The sequence below is a fragment of the Acinetobacter indicus genome (assembly GCF_009914475.1).
GTDB classification, from domain to species: domain Bacteria; phylum Pseudomonadota; class Gammaproteobacteria; order Pseudomonadales; family Moraxellaceae; genus Acinetobacter; species Acinetobacter indicus.
In genome coordinates this window covers 2,047,333-2,058,914 of the sequence record NZ_CP045198.1, presented here as the reverse complement: position 1 = coordinate 2,058,914, position 11,582 = coordinate 2,047,333, and the positions used below count along the sequence as shown (strand labels likewise).

General features: G+C 45.0%; 22 protein-coding genes and 1 pseudogene. All 23 read left to right on the top strand.

The window, feature by feature from the left end:
- The first annotated feature begins 49 nt into the window (after positions 1-49).
- The 23 genes and pseudogenes from GA693_RS10220 (at position 50) to secY (ending at position 11,571) form a co-directional block, all read left to right on the top strand.
- The gene (locus tag GA693_RS10220) at positions 50-802 is read left to right on the top strand and encodes a type 1 glutamine amidotransferase (protein ID WP_160240942.1); all 753 of its coding nucleotides are present in this window, start codon (positions 50-52) and stop codon (positions 800-802) included.
- A gap of 266 nt (positions 803-1,068) precedes the next feature.
- Complete coding sequence (rpsJ, locus tag GA693_RS10215; protein ID WP_005180291.1) at positions 1,069-1,380, top strand: 30S ribosomal protein S10; 312 nt, start codon at positions 1,069-1,071, stop codon at positions 1,378-1,380.
- A gap of 59 nt (positions 1,381-1,439) precedes the next feature.
- Positions 1,440-2,078 carry a 50S ribosomal protein L3 gene (rplC, locus tag GA693_RS10210; protein ID WP_005180289.1) on the top strand — a complete coding sequence of 213 codons (639 nt, stop codon included), beginning with the start codon at positions 1,440-1,442 and terminating at the stop codon, positions 2,076-2,078.
- An 11-nt stretch (positions 2,079-2,089) separates the two neighbouring features.
- Complete coding sequence (gene rplD, locus GA693_RS10205) at positions 2,090-2,692, top strand: 50S ribosomal protein L4 (protein ID WP_005180287.1); 603 nt, start codon at positions 2,090-2,092, stop codon at positions 2,690-2,692.
- A complete protein-coding gene (gene rplW / locus GA693_RS10200) occupies positions 2,689-3,009 on the top strand; it encodes a 50S ribosomal protein L23 (protein WP_005180285.1) in 321 nt (106 codons plus the stop codon). The genes rplD and rplW overlap by 4 nt, the downstream gene beginning before the upstream one ends.
- 11 nt (positions 3,010-3,020) lie before the next feature.
- Positions 3,021-3,845 carry a 50S ribosomal protein L2 gene (rplB, locus tag GA693_RS10195; RefSeq protein WP_127801047.1) on the top strand — a complete coding sequence of 275 codons (825 nt, stop codon included), beginning with the start codon at positions 3,021-3,023 and terminating at the stop codon, positions 3,843-3,845.
- A 20-nt stretch (positions 3,846-3,865) separates the two neighbouring features.
- On the top strand, positions 3,866-4,141 hold the full coding sequence (gene rpsS / locus GA693_RS10190; RefSeq protein WP_001138119.1) for a 30S ribosomal protein S19: 276 nt from the start codon (positions 3,866-3,868) through the stop codon (positions 4,139-4,141).
- Between the two features lie 11 nt (positions 4,142-4,152).
- Positions 4,153-4,482 (top strand): 50S ribosomal protein L22, encoded by a 330-nt coding sequence (gene rplV / locus GA693_RS10185; RefSeq protein WP_001982638.1) that lies wholly within the window; start codon positions 4,153-4,155, stop codon positions 4,480-4,482.
- A gap of 1 nt (position 4,483) precedes the next feature.
- Positions 4,484-5,300 (top strand): annotated as a pseudogene (gene rpsC, locus GA693_RS10180) (30S ribosomal protein S3).
- Positions 5,240-5,653 carry a 50S ribosomal protein L16 gene (gene rplP / locus GA693_RS10175; protein WP_005180280.1) on the top strand — a complete coding sequence of 138 codons (414 nt, stop codon included), beginning with the start codon at positions 5,240-5,242 and terminating at the stop codon, positions 5,651-5,653. The pseudogene rpsC and the gene rplP overlap by 61 nt, the downstream one beginning before the upstream one ends.
- On the top strand, positions 5,653-5,850 hold the full coding sequence (rpmC, locus tag GA693_RS10170; protein WP_000849928.1) for a 50S ribosomal protein L29: 198 nt from the start codon (positions 5,653-5,655) through the stop codon (positions 5,848-5,850). The genes rplP and rpmC overlap by 1 nt, the downstream gene beginning before the upstream one ends.
- A complete protein-coding gene (gene rpsQ, locus GA693_RS10165) occupies positions 5,847-6,104 on the top strand; it encodes a 30S ribosomal protein S17 (protein WP_005180277.1) in 258 nt (85 codons plus the stop codon). Before rpmC ends, rpsQ begins: the two co-directional genes overlap by 4 nt.
- A gap of 91 nt (positions 6,105-6,195) precedes the next feature.
- Positions 6,196-6,564 carry a 50S ribosomal protein L14 gene (gene rplN, locus GA693_RS10160; RefSeq protein WP_001982634.1) on the top strand — a complete coding sequence of 123 codons (369 nt, stop codon included), beginning with the start codon at positions 6,196-6,198 and terminating at the stop codon, positions 6,562-6,564.
- 9 nt (positions 6,565-6,573) lie between these two features.
- Positions 6,574-6,891 carry a 50S ribosomal protein L24 gene (rplX, locus tag GA693_RS10155; protein WP_005180274.1) on the top strand — a complete coding sequence of 106 codons (318 nt, stop codon included), beginning with the start codon at positions 6,574-6,576 and terminating at the stop codon, positions 6,889-6,891.
- A gap of 16 nt (positions 6,892-6,907) precedes the next feature.
- The gene (gene rplE / locus GA693_RS10150) at positions 6,908-7,444 is read left to right on the top strand and encodes a 50S ribosomal protein L5 (protein WP_005180272.1); all 537 of its coding nucleotides are present in this window, start codon (positions 6,908-6,910) and stop codon (positions 7,442-7,444) included.
- A gap of 9 nt (positions 7,445-7,453) precedes the next feature.
- Positions 7,454-7,759: a 30S ribosomal protein S14 gene (gene rpsN / locus GA693_RS10145; protein WP_005180266.1), complete on the top strand. Its 306-nt coding sequence runs from the start codon at positions 7,454-7,456 to the stop codon at positions 7,757-7,759.
- Positions 7,760-7,771: 12 nt separating this feature from the next.
- Positions 7,772-8,167, top strand: a complete 396-nt coding sequence (rpsH, locus tag GA693_RS10140; protein ID WP_005180264.1) for a 30S ribosomal protein S8 — start codon at positions 7,772-7,774, stop codon at positions 8,165-8,167.
- A 13-nt stretch (positions 8,168-8,180) separates the two neighbouring features.
- Positions 8,181-8,714 carry a 50S ribosomal protein L6 gene (gene rplF / locus GA693_RS10135; protein ID WP_005180261.1) on the top strand — a complete coding sequence of 178 codons (534 nt, stop codon included), beginning with the start codon at positions 8,181-8,183 and terminating at the stop codon, positions 8,712-8,714.
- A gap of 14 nt (positions 8,715-8,728) precedes the next feature.
- Positions 8,729-9,079, top strand: a complete 351-nt coding sequence (rplR, locus tag GA693_RS10130) for a 50S ribosomal protein L18 (RefSeq protein ID WP_005180260.1) — start codon at positions 8,729-8,731, stop codon at positions 9,077-9,079.
- A 2-nt stretch (positions 9,080-9,081) separates the two neighbouring features.
- On the top strand, positions 9,082-9,579 hold the full coding sequence (gene rpsE / locus GA693_RS10125) for a 30S ribosomal protein S5 (RefSeq protein ID WP_005180258.1): 498 nt from the start codon (positions 9,082-9,084) through the stop codon (positions 9,577-9,579).
- A 6-nt stretch (positions 9,580-9,585) separates the two neighbouring features.
- On the top strand, positions 9,586-9,762 hold the full coding sequence (rpmD, locus tag GA693_RS10120) for a 50S ribosomal protein L30 (RefSeq protein WP_005180256.1): 177 nt from the start codon (positions 9,586-9,588) through the stop codon (positions 9,760-9,762).
- A 3-nt stretch (positions 9,763-9,765) separates the two neighbouring features.
- Positions 9,766-10,206, top strand: a complete 441-nt coding sequence (rplO, locus tag GA693_RS10115) for a 50S ribosomal protein L15 (protein ID WP_005180254.1) — start codon at positions 9,766-9,768, stop codon at positions 10,204-10,206.
- Between the two features lie 45 nt (positions 10,207-10,251).
- A complete protein-coding gene (gene secY, locus GA693_RS10110; protein ID WP_171065119.1) occupies positions 10,252-11,571 on the top strand; it encodes a preprotein translocase subunit SecY in 1,320 nt (439 codons plus the stop codon).
- Positions 11,572-11,582 lie beyond the last annotated feature (11 nt).

Sequence of the window (11,582 nt, the reverse complement as noted above, 5' to 3'; positions counted from 1 at the left end):
TCATTTTTGCAAAACCTAAAAGCATAGCTACAACAACAGGTTTCAGCGCATGGCGTCGCATTTAAAAGTACATTATTTTCAGCATATTGCTGGTGAAGGATTTGGAAGTTGTTATACGCATTTAAAACGGTTAAATGCAGAGATCAGTGCCACAGAATTTTTTGCCTTGCCGGTTGATTCAGCACTGGATATTGAAGCGCTGCCGCAGATCGAGGAGGTCGATTTGTTAATTGTCATGGGCGGCACCATGAGCGTTAATGATGAAGCCAATTTCCCCTGGTTAAAAATGGAAAAACGCTGGCTCAGGCGTTATTTGGCCATGGGAAAACCGGCCATTGGTCTGTGTCTGGGTGGGCAACTGATCGCCAATGCGCTGGGCGCGGCCGTCAGTCGCAATCCTGTACAGGAGCTGGGCTGGCACGAGGTACGCAAGGTTAGTCATGTGCCACCAGACTATTTTCAGTTGCCGGAGCAGTTTAATGTCATGCAGTGGCACAGTGAAAGCTTCGAGATTCCCAAAGGGGCTGTGCATCTGGCCGAAAATGATGCCTGTCGCAATCAGATGTATCAGATTGGCAAAAATGTACTGGGCTTTCAGTTTCACCCGGAAACCACGCCAGAAAGCCTGCAATTATTCCTGGAAGATGAAGAAGAGCTGGCCCTGTTTCAGGGACCTTATGTGCAATCGGTAGAGCAGCTGCAGCGCGCCAATAAAAATAAATTTATTCAAGGAAATCAGATATTAAATCAGGCGATAGATTATGTGTTACAGCAAACTGCAGCGCAGCGGTGGGCTGTATAATTATTAAACAATTGATTTGTCGAAATATTTGAAAAATGATGTAAAAAGCCACAAAAGGATTTGCTTATGCATTAAACAATCGTTATAATGGGCGACCCTTTGATATTAAGGGGGTTAACCGCGAAGAAAGTGGTTAACTATCGTTACAGTCGTGGCATCGATCACGACCTTAGTGATATTTCACTGCTCTTGACACTTGCCTTTATTAGTGGGGTGAGATGCGTCAAGAGTGATTCTTTATATATTTTGGCTTGGAGTTAACTGGTATGTCTAACCAGAGAATTCGTATCCGTCTTAAGTCTTTTGATCACCGTTTAATTGATCAATCTGCTCAAGAGATCGTAGAAACCGCTAAGCGTACTGGCGCACAAGTGTGTGGTCCAATCCCGATGCCTACTCGCATCGAACGCTTCAACGTTCTTACATCACCGCACGTTTATAAAGATGCGCGTGACCAATATGAGATCCGCACTTACAAACGTTTGATCGATATCGTTCAACCTACAGACAAAACTGTAGATGCATTGATGAAATTAGATCTTGCAGCTGGTGTTGATGTTCAGATCGCATTGGGTTAAGGCTTTCGGTTAATTAACGCTCTAAGTTAATTAAGCCGCTTTTTTAGAGGTTTATGCACATGGCTATTGGTTTAGTCGGTCGCAAGTGCGGTATGACCCGTATCTTTACAGATGCTGGTGTTTCTGTACCTGTTACAGTGATTGAGGTTGATCCTAACCGCATCACACAAATCAAAACGCTTGAAACTGATGGTTATCAAGCGATTCAAATCACTACTGGTGAACGTCGCGAATCTCGCGTAACTAACGCTCAGAAAGGTCACTTTGCGAAAGCGGGTGTTGCTGCTGGTCGTCTGGTTCAAGAATTCCGCGTTACAGAAGCTGAGCTTGAAGGTCGTGAAGTTGGTGGTACGCTTACTGTAGATTTGTTCACAGTTGGTCAAATCGTTGACGTAACTGGCACATCTAAAGGTAAAGGTTTCCAAGGTGGTGTTAAGCGTTGGAACTTCCGTACTCAAGACGCTACTCACGGTAACTCTGTTTCTCACCGTGTTCTAGGTTCTACAGGTCAAAACCAGACTCCTGGTCGCGTATTCAAAGGCAAAAAAATGGCTGGCCATTTAGGTGCTGAACGCGTAACTACACAGGGTCTTGAAATCGTTGCAATCGACACAGAGCGTTCAGTTCTAGTTGTTAAAGGCGCGGTTCCTGGTGCTACTGGTGGCGACGTAACTGTTCGTCCTACTATCAAGGCCTGAGGGGAAATAACGTGAATTTAAAAACTGTTTCCGGCTCTGCTGTTGAATTGTCTGAAGTAGCTTTCGGCCGTGAATTTAACGAAGCGCTTGTACACCAAGTTGTTACAGCTTACTTAGCTGGTGGTCGTCAAGGTTCTAAAGCTCAGAAGTCACGTGCAGACGTTTCTGGCGGTGGTAAAAAGCCATTCCGTCAAAAAGGTACTGGCCGCGCTCGTGCTGGTTCTATTCGTAGCCCAATCTGGGTTGGCGGTGGTAAAACTTTTGCTGCTCGTCCACAAGACTGGTCTCAAAAAGTGAACCGTAAGATGTACCGCGGTGCAATGCAATGTATCTTAGCTGAACTTGTTCGCCAAGATCGTCTTGTATTAGTTGAAGAGTTTGCTGTTGAAGCGCCTAAAACTAAAGCATTGCTTGCAAAACTGAACGACTTGAATGCAACTCGCGCATTGATCGTTACTGAAGCTGTAGATGAGAATCTATACCTTGCAGCTCGCAACCTTCCACACGTTGATGTGGTTGACGCTACTGCAATCGATCCTGTTAGCTTGATCGCGTTCGATAAAGTTGTAATGTCTGTTGCTGCTGCTAAGAAAATTGAGGTAGAACTCGGATGAACAACGAACGTTTATATCAAGTCCTACAAGGACCTGTATTCTCAGAAAAAGCACAAGTTTTAGGTGAAACTGCTGGTGTTCAAGTGTTCAAGGTTGCATTAAATGCAAACAAGCTTGAAATCAAAAAAGCAGTGGAACAATTATTTGGTGTAGAAGTTGTTAAAGTTAACACGACTATCACTAAAGGTAAGACTAAACGCTTTGGTAAAACTATCGGACGTCGTTCTGATGTTAAAAAAGCATACGTCACCCTGAAAGCTGGCCAAGATGTTGAAATGGCTGACTTGGGCGATACCGCTGAAACCGCAGCGGAATAAGGACGAAAATTATGCCTATTCAAAAATGTAAGCCAACGTCTCCAGGACGTCGCTTTGTAGAGAAAGTGGTTCATGATCACCTTCACAAAGGCGCGCCATATGCTCCGTTGGTAGAAGCTAAAAAACGTACTGGTGGTCGTAACAACAACGGTCACATTACGACTCGTCACGTTGGTGGTGGCCACAAACAGCACTACCGTATCGTTGACTTCAAACGTAACAAAGACGGCGTTCCTGCTGTAGTTGAGCGTATTGAATACGATCCTAACCGTACTGCACACATCGCACTGCTGAAGTATGCTGACGGTGAGCGTCGTTATATTATTGCGCCTAAAGGCTTACGTGCTGGTGATAAAGTACAGTCTGGTAACGATGCTCCAATTCGTCCAGGTAACTGCTTGCCACTTCGCAACATGCCTATCGGTTCTACACTTCATAACATCGAACTTAAAATCGGTAAAGGCGCGCAGTTAGCTCGTTCAGCTGGTACTTCAGTTCAGTTGTTGGGTCGTGACGGTTCTTACGCTATCGTTCGTTTACGTTCTGGTGAAATGCGTAAAGTACACGTTGAATGTCGTGCTGTATTGGGTGAAGTTTCTAACTCAGAAAGCAACTTGCGTTCACTTGGTAAAGCAGGTGCTTCACGCTGGCGTGGCGTTCGTCCTACCGTACGTGGTATGGCGATGAACCCGGTTGACCACCCACACGGTGGTGGTGAAGGGCGTAACAAAGGTATTCAACCTGTAAGCCCATGGGGTCAAAAAGCTAAAGGGTACAAGACACGTACCAACAAGCGTACGACTAAGATGATTATTCGCGACCGTCGCGTTAAGTAACAAGTAAAGGAATCTGACTAATGCCTCGTTCATTGAAAAAAGGCCCATTCGTCGATGCGCACTTGTTCGCTAAGGTTGAAGCGGCTGTTGCGAGCAACTCTCGTAAGCCGATCAAAACTTGGTCGCGTCGTTCGATGATTCTTCCGGATTTTGTTGGTCTAACAATTTCTGTACACAATGGTCGTAACCACGTTCCAGTAATCGTTACTGAACACATGGTTGGCCATAAACTAGGTGAATTCGCGCCAACTCGTACCTATCGTGGTCACGGTGTTGACAAGAAGTCTAAACGTTAATAGGTGCTATGATGGAAGTAACTGCTAAATTACGCGGTGCCGCTATCTCGGCACAAAAGGCACGTTTGGTTGCAGACCTTATTCGCGGCAAATCTGTTGCGCATGCGCTTAACATCCTGAACTTCAGCAACAAAAAAGCTGCTGTACTGGTTAAAAAAGCGTTGGAATCTGCAATTGCAAATGCTGAACACAATAACAGTTTAGATGTAGACGACCTTAAAGTTTCTACGATCTACGTTGATGAAGGCATGAGCCTGAAACGTATTATGCCACGTGCTAAAGGCCGTGCAGATCGTATTACTAAGCGTACTTGTCACATCACCGTTAAGGTAGGGGTTTGATATGGGTCAGAAGGTTCATCCAATCGGTATCCGCCTAGGTGTTGTGAAACGTCATAACGCTAACTGGTATGCGAATCCGAAACAATACGCTGAATACTTGCTTAAAGACCTTCAAGTTCGTGAGTTTTTAACTAAAAAACTTAAGAACGCAATGGTAAGCAATATTCTTATCGAACGTCCGACAGGCGCTGCTAAAGTAACTATTAGCACTGCTCGTCCTGGTATCGTTATCGGTAAAAAAGGCGAAGACATTGAGAAATTACAGCGCGAACTTACCAACATTATGGGTGTTCCAGCGCAAGTAAGCATCAACGAAATCGATCGTCCAGACTTGGACGCACGTCTGGTTGCTGAAGCAATCGCTTCTCAATTAGAAAAGCGTGTAATGTTCCGTCGTGCTATGAAGCGTGCGGTTCAAAACACTATGCGTGCTGGTGCCAAAGGTATCAAAGTTGAAGTTTCTGGCCGTTTAGGCGGTGCTGAGATCGCTCGTACAGAATGGTATCGTGAAGGTCGTGTACCTCTACATACACTTCGTGCGGACATCGACTACGCGACTATGCGTGCTGAAACGACTTACGGTACGATTGGTGTTAAAGTTTGGATCTTCCGTGGTGAGATCTTGGGCGGCATGAAACAAGTCATGAACCCAGCTCCAGCTGAAGAACGTCCAGCTAAACGCGGTCGCGGTCGTGGTGAAGGTCAAGAGCGTCGTGGTCGTCGCAATGATCGTTCTGCTGAAAAAGGAGAATAATCCATGTTGCAACCTAAACGTACTAAGTTCCGTAAGGTTCAAAAAGGCCGTAACACTGGTCTAGCGCACCGTGGTAGCACTGTATCTTTCGGTTCTATCGCACTTAAAGCGACTGAACGTGGTCGTATGACTGCGCGTCAGATCGAAGCTGCGCGTCGTACAATCAGCCGTCGTGTTAAACGTGGTGGTAAGATCTTTATCCGTGTATTCCCGGACAAACCAATTACTGAAAAACCATTAGAAGTTCGTATGGGTAACGGTAAAGGTAACGTGGAATACTGGGTTTGCGAAATCAAACCAGGTAAGATCCTGTACGAAATGGAAGGTGTGAACGATGAATTAGCAACTGAAGCATTCAAGCTTGCTGCTGCTAAACTTCCGTTTAAAACCACTATCGTGACTCGGACGGTAATGTAATGAAAACTAAAGATCTACGTGAAAAATCGGTAGAAGAGTTGAAAGCTTTGCTTGATGAGCAACAGCTTAACCAATTCCGTCTTCGTATGGCGAAAGCAACTGGTCAATTGGGCAAATCGCACGAAGTGCAAGTCGCTCGTAAAACTATTGCTCGTATTAAGACACTCCTTACCGAAAAACAGGGGAACGGACAATGAGTGATAAAACAGTCCGCACGTTAACCGGCAAAGTCGTAAGCGACAAAATGGACAAGTCTATTGTTGTGCTTATTGAACGTCGTGTTCAACACCCGTTGTATGGCAAATCAATCCGCCGTTCAACAAAATTACATGCTCATGATGAGAACAATACCGCTAAAATCGGTGATGTTGTAACCATCAAAGAAAGCCGCCCAATTTCTAAAACTAAGTCTTGGACTCTAGTTGAAGTTGTTGAAGCAGCTGCTGAGTAATTAACGTTCTTGTTGCATCATCGGTCAATTTCGAGTACTCTTTGAGCCTTTCGAAATTGTGACCGGTGATGCTCGGTTTTGGAGTAGGGCAATGATTCAAACCGAAACGATGCTCGACGTAGCAGACAACAGTGGTGCTCGCCGCGTACAATGTATTAAAGTACTTGGTGGTTCACATCGTCGTTATGCTTCTGTTGGCGACATTATTAAAGTTACTGTAAAAGAAGCAATTCCACGCGCACGTGTTAAAAAAGGTGACGTGATGAATGCTGTAGTTGTACGTACAAAATTCGGTATCCGTCGTCCAGATGGTTCTGTGATTCGTTTCGACGATAACGCAGCCGTTATTTTGAACAACAACAAAGCGCCGATTGCTACTCGTATTTTCGGACCAGTGACTCGTGAACTTCGTACTGAACAGTTCATGAAAATTATTTCATTGGCTCCTGAAGTTCTATAAGAGGCAATCATGGCTAAGATTAAAAAAGGCGATCAAGTAATCGTGATCGCAGGTAAAGAAAAAGGCAAACAGGGTACTGTTTTGTCAGTTTCTAATGACCGCGTTAAGGTTGAAGGCCTTAACCTGGTTAAGAAGCATCAAAAGCCGAACCGTGTTACTGGCGCTGAAGGCGGCATCGTAACTCAGGAAGCTTCGCTTCATATTTCAAACGTGGCAATTTTTAATGCTACAACCCAAAAGGCTGACCGTGTTGGTTACCAAACGATTGACGGCGTGAAAACTCGCGTTTACAAATCAAATGGTGAATCAGTGGCGGTAGCGAAGTAATAGGTTGAAATAGGCAATGGCCAGACTTAAAACACGTTACAACGACGAACTTAAAGCTCAATTACAAGAACAATTGGGCATTAAGAATGTGATGGAGATCCCTCGCATCACTAAAATCACTATCAACATGGGTGTTGGTGCAGCTGCTGCTGACAAGAAACTCCTTGATGGTGCTCTTTCTGATATGCAAGCTATCGCTGGTCAAAAACCAGTTCTTACGTTAGCTCGTAAATCTATCGCAGGTTTTAAAATCCGTGATGGTTGGCCGATTGGTTGTAAAGTTACTTTACGCGGCGAACGCATGTACGAATTCTTAGACCGTTTGATCTCTATCGCGATCCCTCGTATCCGTGACTTCCGTGGTTTCTCTGCGAAATCATTTGATGGTCGTGGTAACTACTCTATGGGTCTTAAAGAACAAATCGTTTTCCCTGAAATCGATTTCGATAAGATTGATCGTATTCGTGGTATGGATATTACCATCACTACGACTGCTCGCACCGATGACGAAGGCCGTGCGCTTATGCGTGCATTCGGCTTCCCGTTCAAATAAGAGGTCGATATGGCTAAGAAAAGTATGATTAATCGCGAATTGAAACGCGAAGCTACTGTTGCTAAATACGCTGCAAAACGTGCTGAATTAAAAGCTGTTATTGCAAACGTAAATGCAAGCGACGAAGAGCGTTTCGAAGCGATGATGAAGTTACAAGCATTACCACGTAATGCGTCTCCAGTGCGTCTTCGTAACCGTTGTGGTTTAACTGGTCGTCCTCATGGTTACTTCCGTAAGTTCGGTTTAAGCCGTAACAAATTACGTGACACAGTAATGCAAGGTGATGTACCTGGCGTTGTTAAGGCAAGCTGGTAAGGAGCGACTAGAATGAGTATGCAAGATACCGTTGCCGACATGTTAACTCGTGTTCGTAACGCACAAATGGCGAAGAAACAAACTGTTTCTATGCCTAACTCTAAGTTGAAAGTTGCGATTGCAAACGTACTTCAACAAGAAGGTTACATTGCCAATGTAGAAGTTGCTGACGTTGAAGGCAAAGCAACTCTTACTTTGACATTAAAGTATTTCGAAGGCAAACCAGTTATCGAAACTGTGAAACGCGTAAGCCGTCCTGGTTTACGTCAGTATCGCGGTAAAGATGCACTTCCAAGCGTTAAGCAAGGTTTAGGTATTGCAATTGTTTCTACAAGCAAAGGCATCATGACTGATCGCGCTGCACGTGCTGCGGGCGTTGGTGGTGAAGTTATTGCTTTTGTTTCTTAATAGGTGATTCCTCATGTCTCGTGTGGCTAAAGCCCCAGTAACTGTACCTAACGGTGTAACAGTTACTCAGAACGGCCGGCAGGTCGAAGTGAAAGGCAGCAAAGGTACATTGTCTTTCAACCTGCATGCGCTGGTCGAGCTAAAACAGGAAGATGGTACTCTTCAAGTTGCTCCAGTAAAAGAGTCGAAAGACGCTTGGATGCAAGCTGGTACTGCTCGCGCTGTATTAAACAACCTTGTAAAAGGTGTGAACGAAGGTTTCGAACGTAAGTTACAACTGATCGGTGTTGGTTATAAAGCTGCGGTTAAAGGTACTGTTGTTAACCTTAACCTTGGTTTCTCTCATCCAATCGATTACAGCCTTCCTGAAGGTGTAACTGCAGAAACTCCTACTGCAACTGAAATCATCCTGAAATCTGCTAACAAGCAATTATTAGGTCAGGTAGCAGCTGAGATCCGTGGTTACCGTCCACCAGAGCCATATAAAGGTAAAGGTGTTCGTTATTCTGACGAAGTTGTACTTCGTAAAGAAGCTAAGAAGAAATAAGGCGCGAGGTTCTTATGAACGAAAAGAAACAATCCCGTTTGCGTCGTGCGAAAAGCACACGCTTGCACATCCGTGCATTGGGTGCGACTCGTTTGTGTGTAAACCGCACTCCGCGTCACATCTATGCTCAAGTTATCTCAGCAGATGGTGGCAAAGTTTTAGCGCAAGCTTCTACTTTAGATGCTACTTTACGTGCTGGTACAACTGGTAACGTTGAAGCTGCCAAGAAAGTTGGTGCTTTAATCGCAGAACGTGCGAAAGCAGCTGGTGTAACTAAAGTTGCATTTGACCGTTCTGGTTTTAAATATCATGGTCGTATCAAAGCCTTGGCTGATGCTGCTCGTGAAAACGGCTTGGAGTTCTAATCATGGCTAAAGTTGAACAAAACGAAGGTCTTGTTGAAAAGCTGGTAGCCGTTGATCGTGTTGCCAAAGTTGTTAAGGGTGGTCGTATCTTCTCTTTCACAGCATTAACTGTTGTGGGTGACGGTAATGGTCGCGTAGGTTTTGGTCGTGGTAAAGCGCGTGAAGTTCCAGCTGCTATTTCTAAAGCACTTGAAGCTGCTCGTCGCAACATGATTACTGTTGACCTTGTTGACGGTACTGTTCAGCATCCTATTCATGCTCGTCACGGTGCAAGCCGCGTTTACATGCAACCTGCTTCTGAAGGTACTGGTGTAATTGCTGGTGGCGCTATGCGTGCAGTTCTAGAGGCTGTTGGCGTGCGTAACGTATTAACAAAATGTTATGGCTCTACAAATGCTGCGAACGTAGTAAACGCGACTTTCAACGGTCTGCGTGATATGACTTCTCCTGAGAAAGTCGCTGCGAAACGTGGTCTGACTGTAGAACAAATTCAAGGGTAATCAATCATGAAAACGATTAAAGTTACCCAGACTAAATCTGCATCGCACCGCTTGAAAAATCACAAGCTTTGCCTGAAAGGTTTAGGTCTGCGTCGTATTGGTCATACTGTAGAAGTGCAAGATACGCCTTCTAACCGTGGTATGATCAACCAAGTCTACTATATGGTTAGTGTAGAGGAATAAGCCATGACTCTGCGTTTAAATGAACTTGCACCTGCAGAAGGTGCTAAACGTGAAAACCGTCGTCTGGGCCGTGGTATCGGTTCTGGCGTAGGTAAGACTGGTGGCCGTGGTGTCAAAGGTCAAAAATCACGTAAGAGCGGTGGCGTACGTCCAGGTTTCGAAGGCGGTCAAACTGCGTTATATCGTCGTTTACCTAAATTCGGTTTCACTAGCCAAATCGCTTTAAAAACTGCTGAAGTACGTTTATCTGAGCTTGCTAAAGTTGAAGGCGACATCGTTAGCCTAGAAACTTTAAAAGCGGCGAACGTTGTGCGTAAAGACATGATCCGTGCGCGTATCGTACTTTCTGGTGAAATTACTCGTGCTTTCACTGTTCAAGGTGTTGCATTGACTAAAGGCGCTAAAGCTGCTGTTGAAGCTGCTGGCGGTAAAGTCGAGGAGTAATCTCCAGTGTCTATGTCTCCTAGTTCTTCAGGTCATGTACATATGATGAAAGGCCAACCATTTCACGTGAAATATCGTGAAATTATTCGCCGAATGATGTTTCTCATTGGTGCGTTATTGGTATTTCGACTAGGAGCGCATATTCCAGTACCAGGCATTAATAATGCCGCACTTGAAAATCTTTTTAATGCAAACTCAGGTACTATCCTGGGTTTGTTTAACATGTTTTCGGGTGGTGCATTAGAGCGAATGTCGATTCTTGCTCTCGGGATCATGCCCTACATCTCTGCGTCGATTATCGTGCAGCTGATGTCAACCGTGGTTCCTTCGCTGGAAGCTTTAAAGAAAGAAGGCGAGCAGGGCAAGCGTAAGATTAATCAATATACGCGCCAAGGTACCTTGTTCCTTGCCTTAGTACAGGCAATCGGGATGTGTGCAGGTCTGATCAGTCAAGGGATTACCTTAACGTCAGGTCTTGCGTTTTACGTTCCGGCAGTCACCTCGCTGGTGGCGGGTACAATGTTCCTGATGTGGTTGGGTGAACAGATTACCGAACGTGGGGTGGGCAATGGTATTTCCATGATCATCTTCGCCGGTATCGTTGCCGGATTGCCAAATCTGATTTTGCAATCGCTATCTTCAGTCGATAATGGTCAAACCAGCCTGATTGGTCTGGTGATTTTTGGTCTGTTGTCACTGGCGGTACTGGCAGCCATTGTGTTTATCGAGAAAGCGCAACGTCGTATTCCGGTAAACTATGCTCAAAAACAGCAAGGTCGTCGTGTATTTACTGCACAGCAAACCCATTTGCCATTAAAAATTAATATGGCAGGTGTGATTCCGGCAATTTTTGCCAGCTCTCTGCTGTTGTTCCCGGCCAGTCTGGGTCAATGGGTAGGAAGTGCGGATCCTGATGCAGGGATTATCAAGCGTAGCTTGCAAGATCTGGCACTCGTATTGTCGCCTGGACAGCCATTGTATTTGGTGCTCTTTGGTGCGTTAATTATCTTTTTCTGTTATTTCTATACCGCGCTAGTTTTTAGTCCGAAAGAAGTGTCAGAGAACTTGAAACGCAGCGGAGCTTATGTGCCTGGTATTCGCCCAGGTGAGCAAACTGCTCGTTACTTAGATCATATTCTCAATCGTTTGACCTTTATTGGTTCGATTTATATCACAGTGGTCTGCTTGATGCCGATGGTATTGCAGAGCTCGTTTGGTATTCCATTCTATTTGGGTGGTACCTCATTATTGATCGTTGTGGTAGTCGTGATGGACTTTATGGCTCAGCTTCAAGCACATCTCACCTCGCACCAGTACGATAATCAAACGTTAATGAGAAAAACGACTGCTCATCCTAAGGGATAAGCGCACTTAGA

What these genes read in the sequence shown, in the direction of transcription:
- rplF (WP_005180261.1), top strand. Translation starts at nt 8,181, where the DNA reads ATGTCTCGTGTGGCTAAAGCCCCAGTAACTGTACCTAACGGTGTAACA.
- rplW (WP_005180285.1), top strand. Translation starts at nt 2,689, where the DNA reads ATGAACAACGAACGTTTATATCAAGTCCTACAAGGACCTGTATTCTCA.
- rplC (WP_005180289.1), top strand. Translation starts at nt 1,440, where the DNA reads ATGGCTATTGGTTTAGTCGGTCGCAAGTGCGGTATGACCCGTATCTTT.
- rplE (WP_005180272.1), top strand. Translation starts at nt 6,908, where the DNA reads ATGGCCAGACTTAAAACACGTTACAACGACGAACTTAAAGCTCAATTA.
- rpsS (WP_001138119.1), top strand. Translation starts at nt 3,866, where the DNA reads ATGCCTCGTTCATTGAAAAAAGGCCCATTCGTCGATGCGCACTTGTTC.
- rpsQ (WP_005180277.1), top strand. Translation starts at nt 5,847, where the DNA reads ATGAGTGATAAAACAGTCCGCACGTTAACCGGCAAAGTCGTAAGCGAC.
- rpsN (WP_005180266.1), top strand. Translation starts at nt 7,454, where the DNA reads ATGGCTAAGAAAAGTATGATTAATCGCGAATTGAAACGCGAAGCTACT.
- rpmC (WP_000849928.1), top strand. Translation starts at nt 5,653, where the DNA reads ATGAAAACTAAAGATCTACGTGAAAAATCGGTAGAAGAGTTGAAAGCT.
- rplB (WP_127801047.1), top strand. Translation starts at nt 3,021, where the DNA reads ATGCCTATTCAAAAATGTAAGCCAACGTCTCCAGGACGTCGCTTTGTA.
- secY (WP_171065119.1), top strand. Translation starts at nt 10,252, where the DNA reads ATGAAAGGCCAACCATTTCACGTGAAATATCGTGAAATTATTCGCCGA.
- rplP (WP_005180280.1), top strand. Translation starts at nt 5,240, where the DNA reads ATGTTGCAACCTAAACGTACTAAGTTCCGTAAGGTTCAAAAAGGCCGT.
- rplV (WP_001982638.1), top strand. Translation starts at nt 4,153, where the DNA reads ATGGAAGTAACTGCTAAATTACGCGGTGCCGCTATCTCGGCACAAAAG.
- rplX (WP_005180274.1), top strand. Translation starts at nt 6,574, where the DNA reads ATGGCTAAGATTAAAAAAGGCGATCAAGTAATCGTGATCGCAGGTAAA.
- rplR (WP_005180260.1), top strand. Translation starts at nt 8,729, where the DNA reads ATGAACGAAAAGAAACAATCCCGTTTGCGTCGTGCGAAAAGCACACGC.
- GA693_RS10220 (WP_160240942.1), top strand. Translation starts at nt 50, where the DNA reads ATGGCGTCGCATTTAAAAGTACATTATTTTCAGCATATTGCTGGTGAA.
- rplO (WP_005180254.1), top strand. Translation starts at nt 9,766, where the DNA reads ATGACTCTGCGTTTAAATGAACTTGCACCTGCAGAAGGTGCTAAACGT.
- rpsH (WP_005180264.1), top strand. Translation starts at nt 7,772, where the DNA reads ATGAGTATGCAAGATACCGTTGCCGACATGTTAACTCGTGTTCGTAAC.
- rplN (WP_001982634.1), top strand. Translation starts at nt 6,196, where the DNA reads ATGATTCAAACCGAAACGATGCTCGACGTAGCAGACAACAGTGGTGCT.
- rpsE (WP_005180258.1), top strand. Translation starts at nt 9,082, where the DNA reads ATGGCTAAAGTTGAACAAAACGAAGGTCTTGTTGAAAAGCTGGTAGCC.
- rpsJ (WP_005180291.1), top strand. Translation starts at nt 1,069, where the DNA reads ATGTCTAACCAGAGAATTCGTATCCGTCTTAAGTCTTTTGATCACCGT.
- rpmD (WP_005180256.1), top strand. Translation starts at nt 9,586, where the DNA reads ATGAAAACGATTAAAGTTACCCAGACTAAATCTGCATCGCACCGCTTG.